Below are 23,579 nucleotides of genomic sequence, written 5' to 3'. Positions count from 1 at the left end.
TGACATGTCACGTGCCGACATTCTACTTTTGACATGTCAGACCAGGAAGCAAGACCGCACCAGACCAAGACCGCATCGAAAAAACGGGGAAACCAATGTCGTACCTGCGCACGTTCCTGCCGTGGATCGTCTTCGCCGTCTTCCCCTCCGGGGACTGGCAGTGGGGCGCACTGGCCGCACTGCTGGTCGCCGTCGCGATCATCGCGAACGAGAGGAAGTCCGGCACCGGATTTGACGCACTCATCATCGAATCCGGCTCGGCGGTCTTCTTCGCCGCTCTCGCGGCCATCGCCTTCGCCGACCCGCACTCGGGCGTGCACGACTACTCCGCGTCGCTCTCCTCCGGCACCCTCGCCCTCATCGCCGGCGTCTCGCTGGCCATCGGGCGGCCGTTCACCCTGGGCATCGCCAAGCGCACCACCCCGCCCGAGGTCTGGGGTCTGAAGCCGTTCATCCGGACCAACGTCGTCATCACCGCCGTCTGGACCGCCGCCTTCGTGGCCACCGCCGCCGCCCTCGCCCTGGTGGCCCACGCCGGTCACGCCCACTCCACCGCCGCAACTGTGATCCAGATCGCCGGCTTCGCCGTCCCGATGGTCTTCACCGTCCGCTACGTCGCCCACGTCCAGGCCAAGGCCGGGCAGGTGGCCCGGTGAACCCGAAGCACCTCAGCGGCAACTACGCCCCGGTCACCGAGGAACTCACCGCGCACGACCTGCCGGTGACCGGCACGATCCCGCCCGAGCTGGCCGGCTGGTACCTGCGCAACGGCCCGAACCCGGCCGACGCCGCCTCCGGGCACTGGTTCTTCGGCGACGGCATGGTGCACGGCGTCCGCCTCGACGGCGGGCGGGCCGTCTCCTACCGCAACCGGTGGGTGCGCACGACCCGGTTCACCGACGGGGCGCGGATGTACGACGACCAGGGCCGCCGGGACCTCACCTCCGGCCCGGCCAACACCCATGTGGTCCGGCACGCCGGCCGCACCCTCGCCCTGGTCGAGTCGGCCCTGCCCTACGAGCTGACCTGCGACCTCGACACCAAGGGCCCCTACGACTTCGACGGCCGGCTGGGCACCGCGATGACGGCCCACCCGAAGACCTGCCCGGTCACCGGGGAGCTGCACTTCTTCGGTTACGGCATGGTGGAGTCCACCCACCTCACCTATCACCGGGCCGACGCCACGGGCGAGCTGGTGGTCAGCAGGCCCGTCGAGGTGCCGGGCCCGACGATGCTGCACGACTTCGCGCTCACCGCCGAGCACGTCGTCTTCATGGACCTGCCCGTCGTCTTCGACATCGAACTCGCCCTGACCGGCGGGACGATGCCCTACCGGTGGGACGACGGATACGGCGCCCGGCTCGGCCTCCTGCGCCGCGACGACCCGTACGGCGAGGTCCGCTGGTTCGCCGTGGACCCCTGCTACGTCTTCCACTCGCTCAACGCCCACGACGCGCCGGACGGCACCGTCGTCCTGCACGTCATGCGCTACCCGGAGATGTACCGCCGCACCGCCGACGGCAGCACCGCGTCGCAGCAGGCGGTGCTGTGGAAGTGGACCGTCGACCCGGTCCGCGGGACGGTGCGCGAGGAGCAGGTCGACGACCGTCCGGGCGAGTTCCCGCGCGTCGACGACCGCCTCACCGGCCTCGACTCCCCCTACGGGCACATGACCAGTGGCACCTCACTGGTCCGCTACGACCTGACGACCGGCTCCGTCACCACGCACGACTTCGGCCCCGGCCGCACCCCCGGCGAGGCGGCGTTCGCCCCGGCCGACGACAGGCCCGGCGGCCCCGGCTGGCTCATGACGTACGTCCACGACGCCACCACCGACCGCAGCGACCTGGTCGTCCTGGATGCCGGTGACCTGGCCGCCGACCCGGTCGCCACGGTCCGTCTGCCCGCTCGCGTCCCGTTCGGCTTCCACGGCAACTGGCTGGGCGACCGGATCTAGGAGGTGTGCTCGCCGCGGGCGCGGGCGGCGCGGCGCAGGCCGATGATCTCGGCGACCGCGTCCAGCCAGCGGGCGGTGCGCGTCTCGCCGTCCGGCGTGTCCGCGGCCTGCGCGGCGGTCTCCAGCCAGTCGAGCAGCAGCGCGGACGCCTCGCGCGAGGGCAGCGGCTCGGGCAGCTGTGCGGCGTAGCGCAGGCCGCCGGCGCGGACGATCTCGGCGACGTAGGCCACCGAGCGCGGCACCACGCCGAGCCGGTCCAGGGTGACGGCGCCCGCGACGGCGCCGTCACCGAACAGGGCGGTCCGGAAGGCGTCCTGGGTGAGGCCGTAGCGGAGCAGCACGGCCACGTCGGTGGCGGCGAGGACCTCGTCGTCGGTGCGGGGTGCGGAGGGCATGGGGAACGCTTCCGGTTATCGGGTGGGTGGGTCAGCGGACCGTGATCGTGTAGACGAAGAACGCGGGCAGGTCGTCGGGGGTGCCGGTGGCCGTCGGGAACGGACTCATCGTGGTCGTGCCGGGGGCCGTCGCGTTCGGGAACGGAGCCGCCGACTCGGTGCCGCTGTGGCAGCTTGCCATGGGGCAGTGCAGGAGCTTCACCGTGGTCTTGCCGGACTTGAGCGCCGTGAAGTCGAAGTACTGGGTGCCGTCGCCGGAACCGGTGGAGTCGCCACCGCTCTCCTCCTCCCGCTTGCCCCGGTACTTCAGGATGTCCTTGTCCGGCCGGGGCTCGGCCAGATACCAGTTCTGCCCGAGCGCGGGATTCGCCGGCACCTTCAGGGTGAACTCGTCCCCCGCGCCGACCTTGACGGCCCCGCGCTCCTTGGTGCCGTACTCGTCGGCTCCCCCCTGGCCGCCGCAGCCGGACAGGACGAGGACCGCGGCTGCGGTGGCGGTCAGGGAGGTCATTACGGTGCGCATGTTCACGTTGCTCAGCTCTGCTGGATGTAGACGGTGTCGACGTTGCCCTTGTGCGCGGCCGAGTAGCGGTCGTCCGCGGCCGCGCTGAGGTCTCCCTTGATGAAGTCGTCCTCGCTGACCCAGGTGGTGACGCCCCAGGGGTTGTAGATCTGGAGCTTGTCCCCCTCCTGGCCGATGATCATCATGCTGTGGCCGTGCCGGTCGTTGTTCTCGTCGTACCGCTCGATGTTGATGGGGACGGGCTTGCCCTCGGCGACGGACTTCTCGATGTCGGGCAGGACGTTGCGCCGGTCGTCCTCGCCGCCCATGTTCTGGGCCTCGTAGTGATCGCCTGTGTGCGGGCTGAGCTCCTTGTTGGAGATCTCCACCTGCCCGTCCTTGTCCATGCCGGACGGGTGCTCGTCCCACCACCAGCCGGAGTTGTCGCCGTCGCCCTCCTCGTGCAGGCGCAGCTGTTCGTCGGTCAGGCGCTTGCGGAAGTGATCCGGGTCGTCGTCCGTGCCGTCGGGGCCGCCGGTCAGCTCCAGTGCGTACACGGGATCCACGATGGCACGCGCGGTGACCGTGGAGGAGGGCACGCAGGTCTCGCCGTCCTGGTCCCACAGCTTGCCCTTGAAGGCCTGGCGCTCCTGGTCCTTGGTCGACGGTTCGGAGCCCGTCGTCACCGGCGCCAGGTGCTGCTGCAGCCACACCGGGTCCTTGCCGTGGATCTTCTTCGCGAAGGTGTCGACCTCGTCGACGGAGTTGCCCGCGGCGAGGGCCTTCATCAGGTACGCCTTCTCCTGCGGCGTCTTCGCGTCCGCCAGGAGGAGCTCCATCCGGGACCGGTCCGCCGGGGACAGCTTCTCCATGGCGCGCCCGGACCGCTCCAGGTCGTTCGCCGTGAGGATCTCGTTCAGCTCGGGATCGCCGCCCGCGTTGCTGGTGTCGGCCAGCATCAGCCGGTCGACCGCGGACAGTTCGTCGGTGTTCAGCTTGCCGGCGCGGGCCTCGGCGGCCCACTTGTTCAGGTCGCGGGCGGCATGGCGCGCGGCGTCGTCGGCGGTGACGGCGGCCTGGTGGAGCAGCCGGATGCCGGAGGAGGCCACGGAGCGGGCCTTCAGCCGTGCCGACTCCTCGTCGTCGTCCTCGTACCAGTCGTCGAAGAAGCCGTCCTTGCCGCCCAGCATGCCGCGTGCCTCGCGCAGCTTGGCGCGGCCGTCGCCGTCGTCCTTCTGGGCGACCTTGAGCCAGTCGGCCAGGTTCAGCAGGGCGTTGCCGCCGCCCCGGAGCGCCTCGGACATCTGCACGGCGGACCGCGAGGCGGCGGAGACCGCGTCGGAGGCGAGGACGCTGGTGTCGCCGACCCACACCTCCGGCAGGCCCTTGCGTGCCACCTTGTCGACCCGCTCGGAGACGCCGAGGGCGTCGTCGGCGTGGCCCCGGTAGCGCTTGCCCAGTGTCTCCAGCGTGGCCGGGTCGCCCACCGGGGCGGACACGCCGAGCGCGGAGTCGATCGCGTCGATCAGGTCGTTCTTGCTGCCGGCCGAGGCGATGTCGTCGCTCAGTCCGGCCAGCCGCTTGCGGCGGTCGGTGGTGGATTCCGTCATCGGGCGGTCCTCAGTAACTCGAGAGGGCCGAGGGACGCTCGGCGTGCGCGGGCATCGTGCCGACGGTGCCGTCACCGACACGGACATGGGCGGCCTGCGTCGAGACGAGGTGGTCGCTGCCGCCGTAGGCGCCCTTGGACGCACGGATCTTGTCCGCGAGTTCGTGCAGTGCGTCCGTGAGCGTCTTGGACTCCGCCTCCCAGGCCGCGGCGTACGCGTCGAACGCCGGCCCGGAGTCGGAACCCCCGAGCGCGTCCTGCGCGTAGCAGGCCATGGGGTCGATCGCCGTGGCGATCTTCCCAGTGTTCGTGCCCGCGCCGTCCAGTTCGCCGGCCTGGTCGGTCATGCCGGACTTGACCTGGTAGCCGTCCGAAGACGTGCCCATCACTGCCCCCCGTTGCAATCGATCACGATCGCGAGGGAGGCTAACACGCGCCATTCGCAGGCCTGTCCACGAATCACACGCCCTCCGCAGAGCTGCCGCGGCACCCGCGCGAGGCATGCGTCCGGATACCGTTCCGGCAGGAGAGCACAAGAACAGGAGAGCCCGAGAGATGTCACGCAAGGCCGCCGGCCTCAAGCACCGGATCGTCACCCGCTTCCAGCGTCACGTGGCCAACCCGCTCAACCGGCGCATCCCGGCCCAGACGATTCTGGAGACCACCGGCCGCGTCTCCGGCCTCCCCCGGCCCACGCCGGTGGGCGGACGCCGGGACGGCGACTCCTTCTGGATCGTCTCGGAGTTCGGGTTCAAGTCGCAGTACGTGCGCAACATCCAGACCGACCCGAAGGTCCGCGTCCGCATCGGCGGCCGCTGGCACCGCGGCACCGCCCACCTCCTGCCGGAGGACGACGCCGTGGCACGGCTGCGCGCCCTGCCCCGCTTCAACAGTGCGGTCGTACGGGCGTTCGGCACCGACCTGCTGACGGTGCGGGTGGATCTCACGGACTGAGCCCGCTCACCCCGGCCACACGATCGCCTGCACCTCGCTGTAGGCGTGCAGGGCGTAGGAGCCCACGTCCCGGCCGACCCCGCTCTTCTTGAAGCCGCCGAAGGGCGCCTCCATGTTGCGGCCGACCGTGTTGATGCCGACGCCGCCGGCCCGCAGCTGCCGGGCCACGCGGAAGGCGCGGGCCACGTCGCCCGACCAGACGTAGTCGATGAGGCCGTAGTCGGAGTCGTTGGCGAGGTCCACGCCCTCGTCCTCGTCGTCGAACGGGACGACCGCCACCACGGGCCCGAAGATCTCCTCCCGCGCCACCCGCATGTCGTTCGCGCAGTCGGCCAGCAGAGCGGGAGCGACATAGAAACCCCGCTCCGGCGCGGGGCGTTCGCCGCCGACGACCACCGTCGCGCCCTCCTTGCGGCCCAGCTCCACATACGACTCCACCCGCGCCCGGTGCTCGGCGGAGATCAGCGGCCCCACGACCGTGCCGGTCTCCCTCGGGTCGCCGATCTTCAACCGGCGGGCATAGGCGGCGAGTTGCTCCACCAGCCGCTCGTACACCCCGCGCTGGGCCAGCACCCGGGTCGGCGCCGTACAGATCTGCCCGCTGTAGAAGGAGAACGTCGTCCCGATCCCGGCCACCGCCGACGTGAGGTCGGCATCGTCGAAGACGAGGGCCGCCCCCTTCCCGCCCAGCTCCATCAGCTGGCGCCTCATGTCCCGCCCGCACACCTCGGCGATGCGCCGGCCGACGGCCGTGGAGCCGGTGAAGCTCACCATGTCGACGTCGGGCGACGCGACCGCGGCCGCACCGACGTCCGTGGCCCGCCCGGAGACCACGTTCACCACACCCGCCGGTGCGCCCGCCTCCTCGAGCGCCTCGGCCATCCGGTAGACGGACAGCGGGTCCTGCGGGGCCGGCTTCACGACTACCGTGTTGCCCATGGCCAGGGCCGGGGCGACCTTGCCCGCCGGGTTGGCCCACGGGTTGTTGTACGAGGTGATGCAGGTGACCACGCCGACGGGCTGGCGCACCGCCAGCGCCCCCATCACCCCCGCCCTGCCCATGGGCCCGGCCTCGTTGATCTGCGGGGCGATCGCCCACTCGGCCGGCTCCACGGTGGCGTACCGGCGGAAGCGGGCGGCTGCCACCCCGACCTGCATCGCCCGGGCCGTCCCGGTCGTCGCCCCGGTCTCGGCCCGCGCCAGCTCGGCGTACGGACCGAGCCGGCCGCGGATGATCTCCGCGGCCCGTCCGAGCACCGCGGCCCGCTCCCCCGGGCCGGTCCGCGACCAGGCCCCGAAGGCCTCCCGGGCCGCGGCGCAGGCTTCCCGCACCTGCTCCACCGAGGCCTCCGGTGCCTGCCCCACGGTCTCCTCTGTGGCCGGGTCGACCACCGGGTAGTAGCCGGCGTCCGGCTCCACCCACTGCCCGCCGACGAACAGCCGCTGCTCCTCACTCACCTGGTGCTCACCGTCCCGGTGTCCCGCCCGGACCGCAGCACCCGGCCCGGCACGGCGCCGCTCACCACGTCGTCCCGGATCGCCTCGACCCCGTTGACCCACACGGCCCGTATCCCGAGCGCGCGGGATTCCAGCCGCGGGCTGTCACCCGGCAGGTCGTGCACCAGGGTGGCCTGCCCGGCGTCGATCCGCTCCGGGTCGAACAGCACCAGGTCCGCATGCCAGCCCTCCCGGACCCGGCCCCGCTCCCGCAGCCCGAACAGTCGCGCCGGATCGTCGGTGAGCATCTTCACCGCCTGCTCCAGACCGACCAGCTTCCGGCCGCGCAGACAGTCCCCGAGGAACCGGGTGGTGTACGGCGCCCCGCACATCCGGTCCAGGTGCGCGCCCGCGTCCGAGCCGCCGAGCAGCACGTCCTCGTGCTGCCAGGTCTCGGCGCGCAGGGCCCAGGAGGCGGGGTCGTTGTCGGTGGGCATCGGCCACAGGACCGTGCGGAGTTCGTCGGCGGCGCAGATCTCCACCAGGCAGGTGAAGGGTTCCTGCCCGCGCTCGGCGGCGATGTCCCGCACCACCCGCCCCGTCAGCCCGCGGTTGGCCTCGCTGTAGGTGTCCCCGATGACGTACCGCCCGAAGTTCGCCAGCCGCCGGAAGACACCCGCCTCCTTCGACTCGGCCCGCCGCAGCATCTCCTTCCTGACCTCGGGGTCCCGCAGCCTGGCGATCCTCTCCGGCACCGGCAGGCCCAGGATCGGCCCCCACCCCGGGATGAGGTTCAGGGCGCAGAAGGTGCCCAGGGACATGTTCATCGGGGTCAGGATCGGCATGGTGAGCGCGACGACCCGCCCCCCGGCCTTCCGTGCCCGCTCACTGGCACTGAGCTGCCGGGGCACCCGCTCCGGGACGGCCGCGTCGACGGTCAGGACGTTCCAGTTCAGGGGCCGTCCTGCCACCGCACTCATCTCGACGAACAGATCGATCTCGGCATCGCTGAACTGGTCCAGACAGCCGGCCACGATCGCCTCGATCTGGGTGCCCTCGTGCTCCCCGACGGCCCGGGCCAGCGCCAGCAGCTCCGCCGGCCGCGCGTGCCGGGAGGCCACGGGCTGCCCGTCACCGTCGGAGTGCGTACTGGACTGGGTGGTGGACAGCCCCCAGGCCCCCGCGTCCATGGCCTCGTGGAACAGCCGCAGCATCTGCTCCAGCTGCTCCGCGCTCGGCTGCCCGCCGACCGCCTCCGGACCCATCACATACCGCCGGAGCGCGCAATGCCCCACCATGAACCCGGCGTTGACCGCGATCCGCCCCTCCAGAGCGTCCAGATACTCCCCGAAGCCGCTCCAGCTCCACGGCGCGCCCTCCTCCAGCGCCACCAGGGACATCCCCTCCACCTTGGACATCATCCGCCGGGTGTAGTCGGCGTCCTCGGGGCGGTCGGGATGCAGCGGCGCGAGCGTGAACCCGCAGTTCCCCGCGGCCACGGTCGTCACTCCGTGGTTGAGCGAGGGCGTGGCGTACGGGTCCCAGAAGAGCTGGGCGTCGTAGTGGGTGTGGGGGTCCACGAACCCGGGGGCGAGGACGAGACCGTGCGCGTCCTCGGTGGTGCGGGCGCCTTCGGTGGCCTTGCCGACGACGGCTATACGTCCGCCGCGTATGCCGACGTCGGCGGTGAAGGCGGGGGCACCCGTGCCGTCGACGACGGTCACCGCCCTGATGAGGTGGTCCAGCATGCCAGGAGCCCCCTCACACGGCCTGACGGAACCGCGAAGTCCGGTGCACCGGATCCGTGTCGATCTTCGGAATCACGTGCTCGCCGATCAGCCGGATCGTCTGCAGCGTCTCCTCCTTCGGCACCCCCACCGGCAACCCGAAGCTCAGCTGGTCCGCACCCGCCTGCTCCCACCGCTTGCACTGCCGCAGCACCTCGTCCGGGTCCCCGCAGATCAGCAGCTCCTCCTCGATGAGCAGTTCCACGAACTCCGGCGTGTACCGGGGCAGCGTCTCCGGCCACACCGGGAAGCCCTCGGGCCGCGGGAACGTGTCGTGGTAGCGGAAGACCAGCGAGGGCAGATAGTGCAGCCCGCCGTTCACCGCGATGTCGATCGCCTCGGCGTGCGTGGGCGCACAGATCGCCGTGGTCGTCACCATCACGTTGTCGTTGACGAAGTCCCCGACGGGCTCCGCGTTCACGACCGCCGTCTTGTACTGCTCCAGCACCCACTCCATGTCGGAGACCTTCTGGATGCTGAAGCCCAGCACGCCGAGCCCCTTCTTCGCGGCCATGGCGTACGAGGGCGGCGACCCGGCCGCGTACCACATCGCCGGATGCGACTTCCCGTACGGCTTGGGGAGCACCTTGCGCGGGGGCAGCTGCCAGTGCTTGCCCTGGAAGCCCGCGTACTCGTCCTGGAGCCACATCTTCGGGAACTCGGCGATGGTCTCCTCCCAGATCTCCTTCGTGTAGTTCATGTCGGTGATGCCGGGCAGGAAGCCGAGGATCTCGTGGCTGCCGGCGCCCCGCCCGCTGCCGAACTCGAAGCGGCCCTCGCTGAGGTGGTCCAGCATGGCGACCTTCTCGGCCACCTTCACCGGATGGTTGACCTGGGCGAGCGGGTTGAAGATCCCGGAGCCCAGGTGGATGCGCCCGGTCGCGTGGGCGAGATAGCCGAGGAAGACGTCGTTGGCGGAGAGATGCGAGTACTCCTCCAGGAAGTGGTGCTCCGAGGCCCAGGCGTACTTGAAGCCGGACTTGTCCGCCTGGATGACGTACTCGGTCTCCTCCATCAGTGCCTTGTGCTCGGCCAGCGGGTCGGTCTCGGCGCGCTTGCCTACGTATCCCTGTACAAAGAGCCCGAATTCCACGGCGGTTCACCTTCCCCGGTTCAGGTTCTCACGAGTGCTACGAACTTTCTGACGTAGCGTCAGATTCGTCAATAGGTGACGGACTGTCAGATGACATTGACCCCGGCCAGCCAGCCCCCGTCGATCACGAACGGCTGCCCGGTGATGTAGGACGAGTCGTCCGAGGTGAGGAAGAGGGCCAGCCGGGCCACCTCCTCCGGCTGCCCGACCCGGCCGAGCGGCACGAGCTTGCGGTACAGCTCGTCCAGGGCCCGGCTCATCTCCGCCGGGTCCGCGTCCGGGTCCAGCCGGGCCGGGTTCGACATCGCGGTGTCGATGGCACCCGGGCAGACGGCGTTGACCCGGATGCGCCGGCCCGCCAGCTCCAGCGCGGCCACCCGGGTCAGCCCGAGCACGGCGTGCTTGGTGGCCGCGTACGTCCCCACGGCCGCCATCCCGGTGAGCGCGGTGTAGGACGCGGTGTTGACGATGGTCCCGCCGTCCGTCATCTCTGGCGCGACGGCCTTCATGCCGAGGAAGCAGCCGACCTGGTTGACCTGCACGACCTGCATGAACTCGTCCAGCGGAGTGTCCACCAGCGCGTTGAAGCGCAGGATGCCCGCGTTGTTGACCAGCCCGTCGATGCGCCCGTACGCCTGCTTGACGGCGGCGACGGCCTCCCGCCAGCCCTCCTCCGCACCCACGTCGAGATGGACGTAGAGGGCCCCTATCTCCTTGGCCAGGGCCTCCCCCTGGTCGTCCAGCACATCCGCGACGACCACCCGCGCGCCCTCCGCCCGGAAGAGCCGCGCCTCCTGTTCGCCCTGTCCGCGTGCCGCCCCGGTGATGATGACGACCCGCCCGTCCAGCTTGCCCATGTCCGCTCCTCAGTCCAGCCGGGGCGCGACCTCCGCCCCGAACACGCCGATCTGGTCGATGAGTTCGCTGCGGCTCCGGCTGCGGAACCGCACCTGGATCTGGTGCACGCCCAGCGCGCGGTACGCCCGCAGCGACTCGGCGATCTCCTCCGGCGTCCCGGTGAGGGTGCGCCGCCCGACGTGCCAGTCGGCCCGGCCGAGGTACAGCGGCTCGGTGATGGCGCCGATGGTGCAGGGCGTCTCGATGCCGTGCTCCTCGCGCAGCTGCCGCAGCCGCGCGATCTGCCCGGGCAGCCGGTCGCGCGGGTCCCCCTGCGGCAGCCAGCCGTCGCCCTTCAGCGCGGCCCGGCGGACGGCGGCGGTCGAGGAGCCCCCGATCCAGACCGGGACCTGCTCCTGCGCGGGCCGGGGCCGCTGGCCCAGGTCGGCGAAGTCGTACAGCTTGCCGTGGTGCTCGGGGAACTCCTCGGGCCCGAGGGCGGCCCGCAGCGCGTCGATCGCCTCGTCCAGCACGGCTCCGCGCCGCTCGAAGTCCACCTGGAGGACCTCGAACTCCTCGCGTACATGCCCGGCGCCCACACCGAGGATCAGCCGGCCGCCGGAGAGATGGTCGAGGGTCGCGTACTGCTTGGCACTGAGCAGCGGGTGCCGAAGGCCCACGACGGCCACATGGCTGAGCAGCCGGACCCGCCCGGTCACCGCGGCCAGATGGGCGAGGGTGGCGACCGGGTCGTACCAGACCGTGCTCATCGCCGTGGCCAGCCGGCGCGGGATGGCCACGTGGTCGCAGCAGGCGAGGTAGTCGAACCCGGCCCGGTCCACGGCCCGCGCGATCTCGACCAGGTCGGCGGGCCCGGCGGCGGCCTCCCAGCCCTCCGTGTAGAGGGTGCTCTGGGACTGGACGGGCAGCTGGATGCCGTAGGCCAGACTCACGCGGACCCCTCCCACAGCCCGTCCGCCGTCAGCCCCAGCAGCTCGATCGCGTTCCCCCGGACGATCCGCTCGACGACGTCCGCCGGCAGGTGCCCCATCTGGGCCTCGCCGACCTCGCGGGACTTGGGCCAGGTGGAGTCGGAGTGGGGGTAGTCGGTCTCGTACAGGACGTTGCCGACACCTATGGAGTCGAGGTTGCGCAGCCCGAAGGCGTCGTCGAAGAAGCAGCCGTAGACGTGGCCGGCGAAGGACTCGGACGGGGGCCGGTGGACCCTGTCGGCGACGCCGCCCCAGCCGCGGTTCTCCTCCCACACCACGTCTGCGCGCTCCAGGATGTACGGGATCCAGCCGATCTGGCCTTCCGCGTACATCACCTTCAGGTTCGGGAAGCGTTCGAACTTGCCGCTCATCAGCCAGTCCACCATCGAGAAGCAGCAGTTGGCGAAGGTGATGGTGGAGCCGACGGCGGGCGGGGCGTCCTCGGAGGTGGACGGCATCCGGCTGCTGGAGCCGATGTGCATCGAGACGACCGTGCCGGTCTCGTCGCAGGCCGCGAGGAACGGGTCCCAGTCGTCGCCGTGGATCGACGGCAGGCCCAGGTACGGGGGTATCTCGGAGAAGGCGACGGCCCGGACGCCGCGGGCGGCGTTGCGCCGGACCTCCTCGGCGGCCAGGTGCGGGTCCCACAGGGGGATGAGGGTGAGCGGTATGAGCCGCCCCCGCGCGGCCGGCCCGCACCACTCCTCCACCATCCAGTCGTTGTAGGCGCGGACGCAGAGCAGGGCGAGGTCGCGGTCCCGGGCCTCGGTGAAGGTCTGGCCGCAGAAGCGCGGGAAGGTCGGGAAGCACAGGGCGGACTGGACGTGGTTGACGTCCATGTCGGCGAGCCGCTGCGTGACGTCGTACGACCCGGGTCGCATCTGCTCGTAGGTGATGACTTCGAGCTTGATCTCGTCCCGGTCGTACCCGACGGCGGTGTCCAGCCGGGTCAGCGGCCGGTGCAGATCCTCGTAGACCCACCAGTCGCCGACGGGGCCTTCGTCGCCCGGCTCACCCATGACGGGCTTGAACCGCCCACCCAGGAAGGTCATTTCCTTCAGGGGTGCGCGGACCGTCCGTGGCCCGGTGTCCAGGTACTTCTTCGGCAGCCGGTCCTGCCAGACATGCGCAGGCTCCACGGTGTGGTCGTCGACGGAGATGATCCGCGGAAAGTCACTCGGGATGTTCTGGGCGTCCTGGGTGTCCATGGCGCTCACGGTAGCGCCGATCTGACGGTCCGTCAGCTGGTGAGTCCGGCCTACTGTGTGCGAAGACCTTGTGAGGGCCTTGTGTACTGCGGCGTACCGGCCTGTGATCGGCGTCTCCCCCGGCTGACGGAACCGCCCCGAACAAGGCAAACTGACGGGGTTGTTCGTGATGCCTAGGGGGGCGAACGCATGGACGGTCGGCCGCGAGTGCCTGAGCAGCGACGTCCCGGCTCCGCGGCCATCGCGGCGCCGGCGGCGTTGCGCTTCAGCGTGCTCGGTCCGGTGCGGGCCTGGCTCGGCGAGGAGACGCTGAACACCGGTTCCCCTCAGCAGCGCGCCCTGCTGGCCGCCCTGCTGCTGCGCGAGGGCCGTACGGCGACCGCGGCGGAGCTGATCGACGCGCTCTGGGGCGCCGAACCACCGTCGCAGGCGCTGGCGGCGCTGCGGACGTACGCCTCCCGGCTGCGCAAGATCCTGGACCCCGGGGTCCTGGCGAGCGAGTCCGGCGGCTACGCGGTACGGGGCCTCGGCGAGGGCGCCCTGGACGTGGCGGTGGCGCAGGACCTCGCGACGGAGGCGGAGAAGGCGCGCAGCGCCGGGGATCTGCGTCAGGCGCGCGAGGTGCTGAACCGGGCCCTGGCCCTGTGGGACGGCGAGCCGCTGGCCGGCGTGCCGGGCCCCTACGCCGACGCCCAGCGGGTCCGCCTGGAGGAATGGCGCCTGCAGCTCCTGGAGTCCCGCCTGGACATGGACCTGGAGCAGGGCTGCCACGCGGAGGCGGTCTCGGAACTGACGGCCCTGACGGCGGCCCACCCGCTCCGTGAGCGCCTGCGCGAACTGCTGATGCTGGCCCTCTACCGCAGCGGCCGCCAGGCGGAGGCCCTCGCGGTCTACGCGGACACGCGGCGCCTCCTCGCGGAGGAGCTGGGCGTGGACCCGCGGCCCGGCCTGCGCGAACTGCAACAGCGCATCCTCCAGGCCGACGAGGCCCTCGCGGAGCCCTCCACCCCGGCCGCCGAACCCGCCGTGGTCCCGGTCCGCCCGGCCCAGCTCCCCGCCTCCGTCCCGGACTTCACGGGCCGCTCGGCCTTCGTGTCCGAGCTGAGCGAGGTACTGGCGTCGGCGTCCGAGGCGGAGAGCAGCGTGATGGCGGTCTCGGCGCTCGCCGGGATCGGGGGCGTGGGGAAGACCACGCTGGCCGTGCATGTCGCCCACCGGGCGCGGCCTGCCTTCCCCGACGGACAGCTGTACGTGGACCTGCAGGGCGCGGGCCCCCGCCCGGCGGAACCGGAGACGGTCCTCGGCTCCTTCCTCCGCGCGCTGGGCACGGCGGACTCGGCGATCCCCGACTCCCTGGAGGAGCGCGCGGCCCTGTACCGCTCGGTCCTGGACGGCCGCCGGGTCCTGGTCCTGCTGGACAACGCGAAGGACGCGGCCCAGGTACGACCGCTGCTGCCCGGCACGGAGGGCTGCGCGGCGATCGTGACCTCCCGGGTACGGATGCTGGACCTGGCGGGCGCCCACCTGGTGGACCTGGACGTCATGTCCCCCGACGAGGCGCTGGCCCTGTTCACGAAGATCGTGGGCGAGGAGCGTGTGGCGGCCGAGCGCGAGGCCGCACTGGACGTGGTGGCCGCCTGCGGCTTCCTCCCCCTCGCGATCCGCATCGCGGCCTCCCGCCTGGCGGCCCGCCGCACCTGGACGGTCTCGGTCCTGGCGGCCAAACTCGCGGACGAGCGGCGCCGGCTCGACGAGCTGCAGGCCGGGGACCTGGCGGTGAAGGCCACCTTCGAGCTGGGGTACGGCCAGCTGGAGCCGGCCCAGGCCCGCGCGTTCCGCCTGCTGGGCCTGGCCGACGGCCCGGACATGTCCCTGGCCGCCGCGGCCGCGATCCTCGACCTCCACCCGGAGGACACCGAGGACCTGCTGGAGTCCCTGGTGGACACGTCCCTGCTGGAGTCGGCGGCACCGGGCCGCTACCGCTTCCACGACCTGGTACGGCTCTACGCGCGAGCCTGCGCGGAGCGGGACGAGCAGCCGCCGAGCGAGCGGGAGGCTGCGATGTCGCGCCTGCTGGACTTCTACCTGGCCACGGCGGCAGGGGTCTACGCGATCGAGCGCCCGGGAGACCGGCTGGTGGACCACCTGGAGCCGACCGAGTATCCGGGGTTGGTGTTCGAGGAGCGGCACCGGGCCCAGGACTGGCTGTACTGCGAGGCGATCTGCCTGCTCGCGTGCGTACGTCAGTCGACCCGGCCCGATCAGCTGAGGCGGGCCGTGGACCTTTTGTGGGCGGCCATCGACCTCGCCGAATCGGGAGCCAACTCCAAGGAGTACGAGGCAACCGGAACCGCGGTCCGTGCCGCCGCACAGAGCTGCCGTGACGAGCGCGCGGAGGCCCGCGCCCTGGTCACCCTGGCCAACGGCCACCACATGTCCGGCCGCTTCGAACTGGCGGACCAGGAAGCCGCCGAGGCCGTGCGGCTGGCCGAGCTGGCGGGTGATCCGCTTCCCCAGTGCTGGGCGTCCAACATGCTCGGGGTCATCGCCCTGTACCAGAGCCGGTACGACGTCGGCGAGAGTCACCTGACGCGGGCCATCGAGAGCTTCCGTTCCGCCGGAGACCGGCCCGGTGAGGCCAGCGCCCTGTGCAACCTCTCGCGGATACACCTGGCGACGGGCCGTACCGCGAGTGCGGTGTCCCTGGCCCAGCAGGGTACGGACATGTACGACGACATGGGCCACGCGTTCAAGGGCGCCAACGGCCGCTACGCGCTGGGGCTCGCGCTCACCCAGAGCGGCCAGCTCGATCTGGCCGCCGAGCGCCTGGAGGAGGCCCGTGCCGTGTTCCGCGACAGCCGGCAGCGGCTGTGGGAGGGCATGACCCTCTTCCGTCTCGCGGAGGTCGACCTCGCCGCCCGGCGACTCGCACAGGCCGCCACCAACGCGGAGTCGGCGCTGACCCTCCTTCGCGGAATCGGCGGCGAGTGGCGGCGCGGCAACGTGCTCACGGCACTCGGCCGGGCGCTGAGCGGCATCGGGCAGAGCGGTCGTGCGCAGGTCTGCCTGCAGGAGGCTCTGAGCATCTTCGAGGCGCTGGGTGCACCGGAGGCCGATGAGGTGAGGGCTCTGCTCGAGGCACGCGCAGTGCTCTGAGAGCAGGGTCCTGCACGTTCATCGTTCGTTTATCGCCGCACGGCACTCTCAGTGGTGTCGATCCGTCGCGTCGGGGGGCAGACGGGACGTCATATGGGCGCACCTTAAGGTGTACCGGCCCATAAGTGCCCGCTCGGCCGCACCAGGGGGAGCAGCCGGGCGGGCCTTTCCGACCCACCGCACAGAGCATCAGGGGAGCAGTCATGAGCGACGCCAAGAAGACGACGCAGCCGGAGACCTCGGCCGCCGAGGTGACCACGCTGAACACGCACGCCACCAGCGAGCCGATGAAGCCGGTCACTCTGGCGGCGGGCGAGGACACCGGCGTGGCGACTCCGGACAACACCCACGCCACCGACGAGAAGGCCTGATCAGACCTTTCACCGGACGGGGAACGGCCGCGGCGGCGCGGAGGGGGAGCCGTCGCGGCCGAGGTGTGTCCGGGCGCGTGGTGGTGGCTTCACCGCCCGCGCAGCTCCCCCTTCACCACCTTCCCGCTCGCATTCCGCGGAAGCTCGCCCATGAACTCCACCGTTCTCGGCACCTTGTAGTTGGCCATCTCGCGGCGGGACCAGGCGATCAGGTCGTCCGCGGTGAGTACCGCGCCCGGGTGGCGGACGACGTATGCCCTGCCGACCTCGCCCAGGCGGGCGTCCGGTACGCCGATGACCGCCACGTCGGCCACGTCCGGGTGGAGGCCCAGGAGTTGCTCTATCTCCGCCGGGTACGCGTTGAAGCCGCCGACTATGAACATGTCCTTGAGGCGGTCCGTGATGCGGAGGTTGCCGGAGCGGTCGAGGACGCCGATGTCGCCCGTGCTCAGCCAGCCGTCCGGGGAGATCGTCTCCGCCGTGGCCGCCGGGTCCTCGTAGTAGCCCCGCATGACGTTGAAGCCCCGGACCCGGATCTCTCCGGGTGTGCCCGGCGGTACCGGTGAGCCTCCCGCGTCGACCACGTGCACTTCCGTACCGGGGATCGCGCGGCCCGAGGTGGACGCGATCACCGACGGGTCGTCGCCGCGGCGGCACATCGTGACGATGCCGCTCGCCTCCGAGAGGCCGTACGCCGTGAGGACGGTCCCCACGCCCAGTTCGCCGCGCAGGCGTTCCACCAGGCGCAGCGGCACCACCGCCGCCCCGGTCACCACGAGCCTCAGTGCCGAAAGGTCGTGGGTGTCCCGGGACGGGTGGTCCAGGAGGGACTGGTGGAGGGTGGGCGGGCCCGGGAGGACCGACACCCGTTCCGCGGCGATGTTCGCCAGCGCCGTGTCCACGTTGAACACCGGCTGCGGGATCATCGTCGCCCCGCGCATCAGACAGGCGATCACCCCGGCCTTGTAGCCGAAGGTGTGGAAGAAGGGGTTGACGATCAGGTAGCGGTCGGTGGTGCGCAGGCCGGCCAGGTCCGCCCAGATCTCGTACGCCGTCAGCGTCTGCTCGTGGGTGATCATCGCGCCCTTGGGGCGGCCCGTCGTCCCCGAGGTGAAGATGATGTCCGAGAGGCTGGTGCCGTCCAGGTCGAGTGCGCGGGCGCGCACTTCGGGTCCGCCCACGCCCTCGCCCGCCGCCAGGAAGTCCTTCCAGGTGCGGAAGTCCTGGGGGGCGTCGTCCGCGAGTACCACCACCTGTTCCAGTGCCGGCAGTCCCGGCAGCGGACGGCCGGTGCCGTCGGACGTCCCCGCCGCCCGCCGCAGCGACGCCACGTACGACGTGCCCAGGAACGTGCCCGTCACGAACAGCAGGCGGGCCCCGCTGCGGCGCAGCACGTCCGCCGCCTCCGTGCCCTTGAAGCGGGTGTTGAGCGGGACCAGGACCGCGCCCGCCGACACCGCGCCCAGGGCCGAGACGATCCAGTCGAGGGAGTTGGGGGCCCAGACCGCCACCCGGTCGCCGACCCGCACCCCGCTCGCCAGACAGGCCGCCGCCGCGCGCTCCACACGGGCGCCGAGTTGCGCGTACGTGATCCTCGTACGGCCCTCGACCACCGCCTCGGTGTCCGCGTACCGCTCGGCCGACCATCGCACCAGACCCGGGATGGTGCCCCAGTCACTCATAGCAGCCCCCTGCGCTGTAGCTGACTGACCGTCAGATTAGCTGTAACCTGACGGGCTGTCAGCAGAGGAAGGGTGGGTGCACCATGGCAGGAACGGGGCTCAGAGATGCCACCGCCATCGTCGGAATCGGGCAGACCGCCTTCGCCAGACAACTCCCGGAGGACGAGAAGACGCTCGCCTGCCGGGCCGTGCTCGCCGCCCTGGAGGACGCCGGGATCGCGCCCGGCGAGGTCGACGCCCTCGCCTCCTACACCATGGAGGAGACGGACGAGGTGGAGCTGGCCAAGGCGGTCGGCTTCGGGGACCTCACCTTCTTCGGCAAGGTCGGGTACGGGGGCGGGGGGTCCTGTGCGACGGTGGCCCATCTGGCCTCCGCCATCGCGTCCGGGCAGGCTTCCGTGGGTGTGGCCTGGCGGTCGCGGAAGCGGGGCAGCGGGCCCCGGCCCTGGACCAACACCGCCGTCCAGCTGCCCACGCCCGCCCAGTGGACCCGGCCCTTCGGGCTGCTCCGGCCCGCCGACGAGATCGCCATGCTCGCGCGCCGCTACATGCACGAGTTCGGCGCGACCCGGGATCATTTCTTCAACGTCGCCCTCGCCTGCCGGAACCGGGCCAACCAGAACCCGGCGGCGGTGATGTACGAACGGCCGCTGACCCGCGAGATGTACATGACCTCCCGCTGGATCAGTGAGCCCCTGTGCCTCTTCGACAACTGTCTGGAGACGGACGGCGCACTGGCCTGTGTCGTCGTCAGCAGGGAGCGCGCCCGGGACTGCGCCAAGAAGCCCGTCTACGTCCACTCCGCCGCCCAGGGACTGCCCGCCCAGCACCACGGAATGGTCAACTACTGGAACGACGACCCGCTCACCGGCCCGGCCTGGAGCGCCGCCCGGCATCTGTGGAAGCACGCCGACTTCACGCCCGAGGACGTGGACGTGGCGCAGATCTACGACGCCTTCACGGCCCTGATACCGCTCTCCCTGGAGGGGTACGGCTTCTGCGGGCGGGGCGAGGGCGGCGCCTTCACCGAGCAGGGCGCCCTGGAGATCGGGGGGCGGCTGCCCCTCAACACCGGGGGCGGCGGACTCTCCGAGGCCTATGTGCACGGCTTCAACCTCATCAACGAAGGGGTGAAGCAGCTGCGCGGCACCAGTACCGCGCAGGTTCCCGGGGCCGCCACCTGTCTGGTCACCGCCGGCGAGGGTGTCCCCACCTCCGCCCTGCTGCTGAGGAGTTGAGACAGCCATGCTGACCCCCGTCACCGACACCGACGGCGCGCCCTTCTGGGAGTACGCCGCCCGTGGCGAGCTGCGTGTCCAGGCGTGCGGCGAGTGCGGCGAGTTCCGGTTCCCGCCCCGGCCGTGCTGCCCGCACTGCCAGTCCTTCACGAGCGAGTGGCGGGCGGTGTCGGGGCGCGGGCGCGTGTGGTCGTACGTCCTGCCGCATCCGCCGCTGCTGCCCGAGTACGCGGAGCAGGCGCCGTACAACGTGGTCGTCGTGGAGCTGGAGGACGCACCCCGGATACGGCTCGTGGGGAATCTGGTGAGCCGTGCCGGCGCTCCCCTCAACTCCCTCGATCCTCGGCGCATCCGGATCGGCGGCCGGGTCCAGGTCGTGTTCTGCGACGGGTTCCCGCAGTGGGTGCCGGCGTGAACACCCTCCGGTTCTCCGCGGACAAGGACACCGGCGTCGCCGTCGTCACGCTGGACCGGCCCGAGCGGCTCAACGCCGTCGACGCGGACATGGTGGAGGAACTCGCAGCCCTGTGGAAGGAGTTGCGGTTCGACGACACCGTGCGCGCCGTCGTCCTGACCGGGGCCGGGGAACGCGCCTTCTGCACGGGCATCGACCGGGACTTCGCCGTGCCGCAGCCCTCGTCGCCGTACATGCAGGACGATCCGCTGCTGCGGATCGGGCCGAAGGCGAACGACCTGTGGAAGCCGGTGGTGGCCGCGGTGCGGGGCATGGCCTGCGGCGGGGCCTTCTATCTGCTGGGCGAGAGCGAGTTCGTCGTCGCGGACACGACGGCGGCCTTCTTCGATCCGCACACGACGTACGGGATGGTCAGCGCCTACGAGTCCGTGCTGATGGCCGCGCGGATGCCGTACGGGGAGGTGGCCCGGATGATGCTCATGGGGACCGCCGAGCGGATCTCCGCGCGGCGGGCCCACGAGATCGGGCTCGTGTCGGAACTGACCGAGCCGGGCGAGGCGTTGGAGGCGGCCGTACGCTGCGCCACCGTCATCGCCGGGTATCCGGCGGAGGGCGTGCAGGGGACGGTACGGGCCCTGTGGGCGGCCGGGGAGGCGGGCCGTGCGCAGGCGTTCGCGCAGGCGCCGCACCTCATCGCCCTCGGCAGTCTGCCGGCCGAGCGGCAGGCCGCGCTGTTCGAGGGGCGGCGCCGGGGAGGGTTCCGGACGCGGTGAGCCGTCAGCTCACGACGGTGGCGTTCGCCTGGGGCTCGCAGTGGTCGAGGCGCGCGAAGTAGGCCTTGTTGAACGGGATCCGGGCGGTCTTCCTGCCGTGGGCGGGGACGGTGACGTCCAGGTCGTCGTAGTCGATGTACTTGGAGCGCCGGTCCTTGTAGTAGACCGTCACCGAGAAGGTGGCACCCGTGTCGTTCGGGTTGGTGACCTCGACCGTCGCGTACGGCTTCTTCCTGGTCGCGCAGCCGACGAGCTTGACCGTGGCGTCCTCCAGATAGCCGCTGCCGCCGCCGTCCGAGGTGTCGTCCGAGTCGTTGTACGAGCTGTCGTAGGAGTCGTTGTCCTCGTCGTCGTGGTCCTGGTGCGAGCTGCTGCAGCCGCCCCCGCCACTGCTGTGGCCGCCCCCGCTGCTGTGGCCGCTCTTGTAGTGATGGCCGCGGCTGCGGCCGTGCCCCGACGAGAACCCCGTCAGGGCGAGGACCACGAACATGAGCACGGCCGTGAACTTGAGTGTGCGCCCCCGCATTTTCATGCGGTCACCCTAACGGCGGAGCGATCACCGCGTGGCAGTGCTTCTGCACCCGGGGTAGCGTCCCTCGTGAGACGGCCGCCGTCCGGACCCCTTCCGTGCAGCCGGTGCGACGGCCGTCACCCCGGCCCGATTCAGCTGGTGCGCGCGGTCCCCGTCCCCTTCTCCGCGTCGAGCGCGTACACGCAGCGGTCCTTGCTGCACGCGTACACCACCCCGTCCTTGACCACGGGCGAGCCGGTGATCTCGCCGCCGGTGGCGAGCTTCCAGCGGAGCCGGCCGTCGTCGGCCTTCAGCGTGTACAGCAGATGGTCGGTGGAACCGAAGTGGATGCGGCCCTCGGCGACGGAGGGGGCGCCCACGACGTCGCCGCCGGCCTGGAAGCGCCACTTGGGGGTGCCGGTGACCGCGTCCAGGGTGTACAGGCCCTTGCCGCTGCCGACGTGGACATGGCCGGCGGCGACCAGGACCGGTTCGACGGAGGAGCGGGCCTCGGTGGCGATGCGCCAGCGGTCGCGGCCGTCGGTGGCGTCCAGGGCGTAGACCGTGCCCAGGTAGTCGGCGAGGTAGATGCCGCCGCCGGTGACGGCAGGGCCCGGGGCGAAGGCGGGCGGGCAGAGGAAGACCGCCGGGGACTCGAAGTGCCAGCGCACCATGCCGCTCGCCACGTCGATGGCGAGGACACGGGTGCCGGCGGAGACGTAGACGTAGCCGTCGGGGGCCGGGGTGATGCGGACCGGGACGCCGCCGCAGGAGGCCGCGTCGCCGATGGGGTACGACCAGCGCTCCTCGCCGGTGCGGGCCTCCAGGGCACGCAGCCGGGCGTCCTGCCAGACGTAGACGGTGCCGTCGTGGACGGCGGGGCCCGCCTCGGGGGACTCGAAGTCGGTCTGGCAGCCGGAGATCTCCCACAGCTTCTGGCCGCCGGAGGCCTCCCAGGCCTGGACGCCGCCACCGCGGGTGCCGGTGACGACCGTGCCCCGGTCGGCGTGCAGGGAGTACACCCAGGCGTCCGTGGACAGCCGCCACAGGTCGGCGCCCTCGCGGGCGTCCAGGGCGAACAGGGTGGGGCCGTCGGAGGCGTGGATACGGCCGTCCGCGACAGCCATCGACCAGGCGACGTCCCGCGTCTTGAAGCGGCGGCGGCCGGTGCCCACGTCCAGGGCGTGCACCTCGAAGGAGGTGACGTAGACGAGGTCGCCGTCGACGGTGGGGGTGCCCCAGACGTCGTTGGACATGCGGAACCGCCAGGGGCGCCAGCCGGACGTGGTCTCCGGGGGCGCGGGCGGTACGGCGGGGTCGGCGCCGTTGACGCCGGGGCGGGGGCGGGACCAGCTGGCGACCAGGCCGGCCTCCGGCGGGGGCGCCTTGACGGCGGCGGCGCGGGCGTCGGCGACCCGGGGGCCGGGGCCGATGGGCACCGGGGCGCCGGCCAGCCGGACCGGGCCGGTGTCGGGCGCGCCCGCCGCGCCGACCGGCGCGGGGGCCCGGACGGCGGGGTCGTAGGACGGCGGCGGGGGTACGGCCCCCCGCCCGCCGCTGCGCGGGCCGGGCGAGGTGGGGGCGGGCTTGGCGGCAGGGCGTCCGCCGCGGCGGGTCTCGATGAGGGCGACGGCCTTCTCCGGCAGCCAGGCGGAGGCGGTGCCGCTGTCGTCGGAACCGGAGCCGAACAGGTGCGGGGCGAGCTGGGCCTGGAGGTCGGCAGGGGAGGGGCGGCCGGCTGCCTCCATCTGCATACAGACCTCGATGAGGGGGCGCAGCTCGTCGGGCAGGCCGGTGAGGTCCGGGCCCTCGCGCAGCAGCATGAAGACGGTCTCGACCGGGTTGGCGCCGTGGAAGGGCGGGTGACCGGTGGCCGCGAAGACCAGCATGGAGCCGAGCGAGAAGACGTCGCTGGCGCCGGTGACGCTGCGCGAGTCCTTGGCCTGCTCGGGCGACATGTAGGCGGGGGTGCCGACGGCGACGTTCGTCATCGTCAAACGGGTGTTCGAGACGCCGGAGGCGATGCCGAAGTCGATCACCCGGGGGCCGTCCTCGACCACCAGGACGTTGGACGGCTTCAGGTCGCGGTGGACCAGGCCGGCACCGTGGATGGACTGCAGGGCCTCCGCCACGCCCGCCGCGAGCCAGCGCACCGCCTGGGCCGGGAGCGGCCCGCAGTCGTTCACTATCTCCTCGAGGGAGGGCGCGGGGACGTAGGCCGTGGCGAGCCAGGGCACGGCGGCGCGCGGATCGGCGTCGACCACGGCAGCCGTGTAGAAGCCGGATACCGCCCGGGCCGCCTCCACCTCACGGGTGAAGCGGACCCGGAAGAGCTGGTCCTCGGCCAGCTCGGTGCGGACCGTCTTGATCGCCACGCGCCGGCCGGACGCCGAGCGTGCCAGATAGACCAGCCCCATGCCGCCGGCACCCAGCCGGCCCAGCACCTCGAACGGCCCGATCCGCCGCGGATCGTGCTGTGTCAGCTGATCCACCACTTGCCTGCCACCTCCCCGTACGAGCCGCGCCACCCACATATGTACGCGACCGAAGTGCAGCGTCTCACCACCGCACCGCCATGGCGGCACGCACCCTGATTCTTCCTGGCCGGGAGGCTGGTTGCGAACCCGGTGACGAATCGGGGTGTCTCATGCCGAATACGGTC

General features: G+C 71.7%; 21 protein-coding genes. 8 read left to right on the top strand and 13 right to left on the bottom strand.

The annotated features are described in order from the left end of the window. Positions 1 to 95: 95 nt before the first annotated feature. Together AC07DS_RS12035 and AC07DS_RS12030 are read left to right on the top strand one after the other, a co-directional pair. On the top strand, positions 96 to 656 hold the full coding sequence (locus tag AC07DS_RS12035; protein ID WP_479144389.1) for a hypothetical protein: 561 nt from the start codon (positions 96 to 98) through the stop codon (positions 654 to 656). Continuing rightward, positions 653 to 1,957 carry a carotenoid oxygenase family protein gene (locus AC07DS_RS12030; RefSeq protein WP_479144388.1) on the top strand — a complete coding sequence of 435 codons (1,305 nt, stop codon included), beginning with the start codon at positions 653 to 655 and terminating at the stop codon, positions 1,955 to 1,957. The genes AC07DS_RS12035 and AC07DS_RS12030 overlap by 4 nt, the downstream gene beginning before the upstream one ends. On the opposite strand, the gene AC07DS_RS12025 is transcribed toward AC07DS_RS12030, so the two are convergent. Genes AC07DS_RS12025 through AC07DS_RS12010 form a run of 4 tightly spaced genes read right to left on the bottom strand, consistent with a single transcriptional unit; the run spans position 1,954 to position 4,849 of the window. Continuing rightward, on the bottom strand, positions 1,954 to 2,352 hold the full coding sequence (locus AC07DS_RS12025; RefSeq protein ID WP_479144386.1) for a hypothetical protein: 399 nt from the start codon (positions 2,350 to 2,352) through the stop codon (positions 1,954 to 1,956). The two genes, AC07DS_RS12030 and AC07DS_RS12025, sit on opposite strands and share 4 nt — an antisense overlap. Positions 2,353 to 2,383: 31 nt before the next feature. Further along, the gene (locus AC07DS_RS12020) at positions 2,384 to 2,875 is read right to left on the bottom strand and encodes a protease inhibitor I42 family protein (protein ID WP_479144385.1); all 492 of its coding nucleotides are present in this window, start codon (positions 2,873 to 2,875) and stop codon (positions 2,384 to 2,386) included. Between the two features lie 11 nt (positions 2,876 to 2,886). Next, positions 2,887 to 4,464, bottom strand: coding sequence for a peptidoglycan-binding protein (locus AC07DS_RS12015; RefSeq protein WP_479144383.1), 1,578 nt, complete (start codon positions 4,462 to 4,464; stop codon positions 2,887 to 2,889). Positions 4,465 to 4,474: 10 nt separating this feature from the next. Then, positions 4,475 to 4,849, bottom strand: a complete 375-nt coding sequence (locus AC07DS_RS12010) for a hypothetical protein (RefSeq protein ID WP_479144381.1) — start codon at positions 4,847 to 4,849, stop codon at positions 4,475 to 4,477. A 169-nt stretch (positions 4,850 to 5,018) separates the two neighbouring features. Between AC07DS_RS12010 and AC07DS_RS12005 the strand changes: the two genes are divergently transcribed. Further along, the gene (locus AC07DS_RS12005) at positions 5,019 to 5,417 is read left to right on the top strand and encodes a nitroreductase/quinone reductase family protein (protein ID WP_479144379.1); all 399 of its coding nucleotides are present in this window, start codon (positions 5,019 to 5,021) and stop codon (positions 5,415 to 5,417) included. A 6-nt stretch (positions 5,418 to 5,423) separates the two neighbouring features. Here the strand turns inward: AC07DS_RS12005 and AC07DS_RS12000 are convergent, their stop codons facing one another. From AC07DS_RS12000 to AC07DS_RS11975, 6 genes are all read right to left on the bottom strand, one after another. Next, entirely contained in the window at positions 5,424 to 6,875 is a 1,452-nt protein-coding gene (locus AC07DS_RS12000; RefSeq protein ID WP_479144377.1) for an aldehyde dehydrogenase family protein, read from the bottom strand. Further along, complete coding sequence (locus AC07DS_RS11995; protein ID WP_479144376.1) at positions 6,872 to 8,602, bottom strand: N-acyl-D-amino-acid deacylase family protein; 1,731 nt, start codon at positions 8,600 to 8,602, stop codon at positions 6,872 to 6,874. The genes AC07DS_RS12000 and AC07DS_RS11995 overlap by 4 nt, the downstream gene beginning before the upstream one ends. A 13-nt stretch (positions 8,603 to 8,615) precedes the next feature. Further along, entirely contained in the window at positions 8,616 to 9,734 is a 1,119-nt protein-coding gene (locus AC07DS_RS11990; protein ID WP_479144374.1) for an LLM class flavin-dependent oxidoreductase, read from the bottom strand. 86 nt (positions 9,735 to 9,820) lie between these two features. Continuing rightward, positions 9,821 to 10,591 carry an SDR family NAD(P)-dependent oxidoreductase gene (locus AC07DS_RS11985; protein WP_336110327.1) on the bottom strand — a complete coding sequence of 257 codons (771 nt, stop codon included), beginning with the start codon at positions 10,589 to 10,591 and terminating at the stop codon, positions 9,821 to 9,823. 9 nt (positions 10,592 to 10,600) lie between these two features. After that, positions 10,601 to 11,524: an LLM class F420-dependent oxidoreductase gene (locus AC07DS_RS11980; RefSeq protein ID WP_479144372.1), complete on the bottom strand. Its 924-nt coding sequence runs from the start codon at positions 11,522 to 11,524 to the stop codon at positions 10,601 to 10,603. Further along, positions 11,521 to 12,771 (bottom strand): amidohydrolase family protein, encoded by a 1,251-nt coding sequence (locus tag AC07DS_RS11975; protein WP_479144370.1) that lies wholly within the window; start codon positions 12,769 to 12,771, stop codon positions 11,521 to 11,523. The genes AC07DS_RS11980 and AC07DS_RS11975 overlap by 4 nt, the downstream gene beginning before the upstream one ends. A 189-nt stretch (positions 12,772 to 12,960) precedes the next feature. Between AC07DS_RS11975 and afsR the strand changes: the two genes are divergently transcribed. Then, positions 12,961 to 15,927, top strand: a complete 2,967-nt coding sequence (gene afsR / locus AC07DS_RS11970; RefSeq protein WP_479144369.1) for an SARP-family global regulator AfsR — start codon at positions 12,961 to 12,963, stop codon at positions 15,925 to 15,927. 203 nt (positions 15,928 to 16,130) lie between these two features. Next, on the top strand, positions 16,131 to 16,298 hold the full coding sequence (locus AC07DS_RS11965) for a hypothetical protein (protein ID WP_479144367.1): 168 nt from the start codon (positions 16,131 to 16,133) through the stop codon (positions 16,296 to 16,298). Positions 16,299 to 16,387: 89 nt separating this feature from the next. Here AC07DS_RS11965 and AC07DS_RS11960 read toward each other — a convergent pair whose 3' ends face one another. Beyond that, positions 16,388 to 17,980 (bottom strand): FadD3 family acyl-CoA ligase, encoded by a 1,593-nt coding sequence (locus AC07DS_RS11960; RefSeq protein ID WP_479144365.1) that lies wholly within the window; start codon positions 17,978 to 17,980, stop codon positions 16,388 to 16,390. 83 nt (positions 17,981 to 18,063) lie between these two features. Between AC07DS_RS11960 and AC07DS_RS11955 the strand changes: the two genes are divergently transcribed. Genes AC07DS_RS11955 through AC07DS_RS11945 form a run of 3 tightly spaced genes read left to right on the top strand, consistent with a single transcriptional unit; the run spans position 18,064 to position 20,406 of the window. Further along, a complete protein-coding gene (locus AC07DS_RS11955; RefSeq protein WP_479144363.1) occupies positions 18,064 to 19,218 on the top strand; it encodes a lipid-transfer protein in 1,155 nt (384 codons plus the stop codon). Between the two features lie 7 nt (positions 19,219 to 19,225). Then, positions 19,226 to 19,633, top strand: coding sequence for a Zn-ribbon domain-containing OB-fold protein (locus tag AC07DS_RS11950; protein WP_479144361.1), 408 nt, complete (start codon positions 19,226 to 19,228; stop codon positions 19,631 to 19,633). Continuing rightward, positions 19,630 to 20,406: an enoyl-CoA hydratase/isomerase family protein gene (locus AC07DS_RS11945; RefSeq protein ID WP_479144359.1), complete on the top strand. Its 777-nt coding sequence runs from the start codon at positions 19,630 to 19,632 to the stop codon at positions 20,404 to 20,406. Before AC07DS_RS11950 ends, AC07DS_RS11945 begins: the two co-directional genes overlap by 4 nt. Positions 20,407 to 20,410: 4 nt before the next feature. Here the strand turns inward: AC07DS_RS11945 and AC07DS_RS11940 are convergent, their stop codons facing one another. Next, positions 20,411 to 20,938 (bottom strand): hypothetical protein, encoded by a 528-nt coding sequence (locus tag AC07DS_RS11940; protein ID WP_479144357.1) that lies wholly within the window; start codon positions 20,936 to 20,938, stop codon positions 20,411 to 20,413. A gap of 131 nt (positions 20,939 to 21,069) precedes the next feature. Beyond that, a complete protein-coding gene (afsK, locus tag AC07DS_RS11935) occupies positions 21,070 to 23,412 on the bottom strand; it encodes a protein serine/threonine kinase AfsK (protein ID WP_479144355.1) in 2,343 nt (780 codons plus the stop codon). Positions 23,413 to 23,579 lie beyond the last annotated feature (167 nt).

Source organism: Streptomyces sp. NPDC044064, from assembly GCF_056434245.1.
The sequence above is the reverse complement of the archived record's forward strand: the minus strand, read 5'-3'. Positions and strand labels throughout refer to the sequence as shown.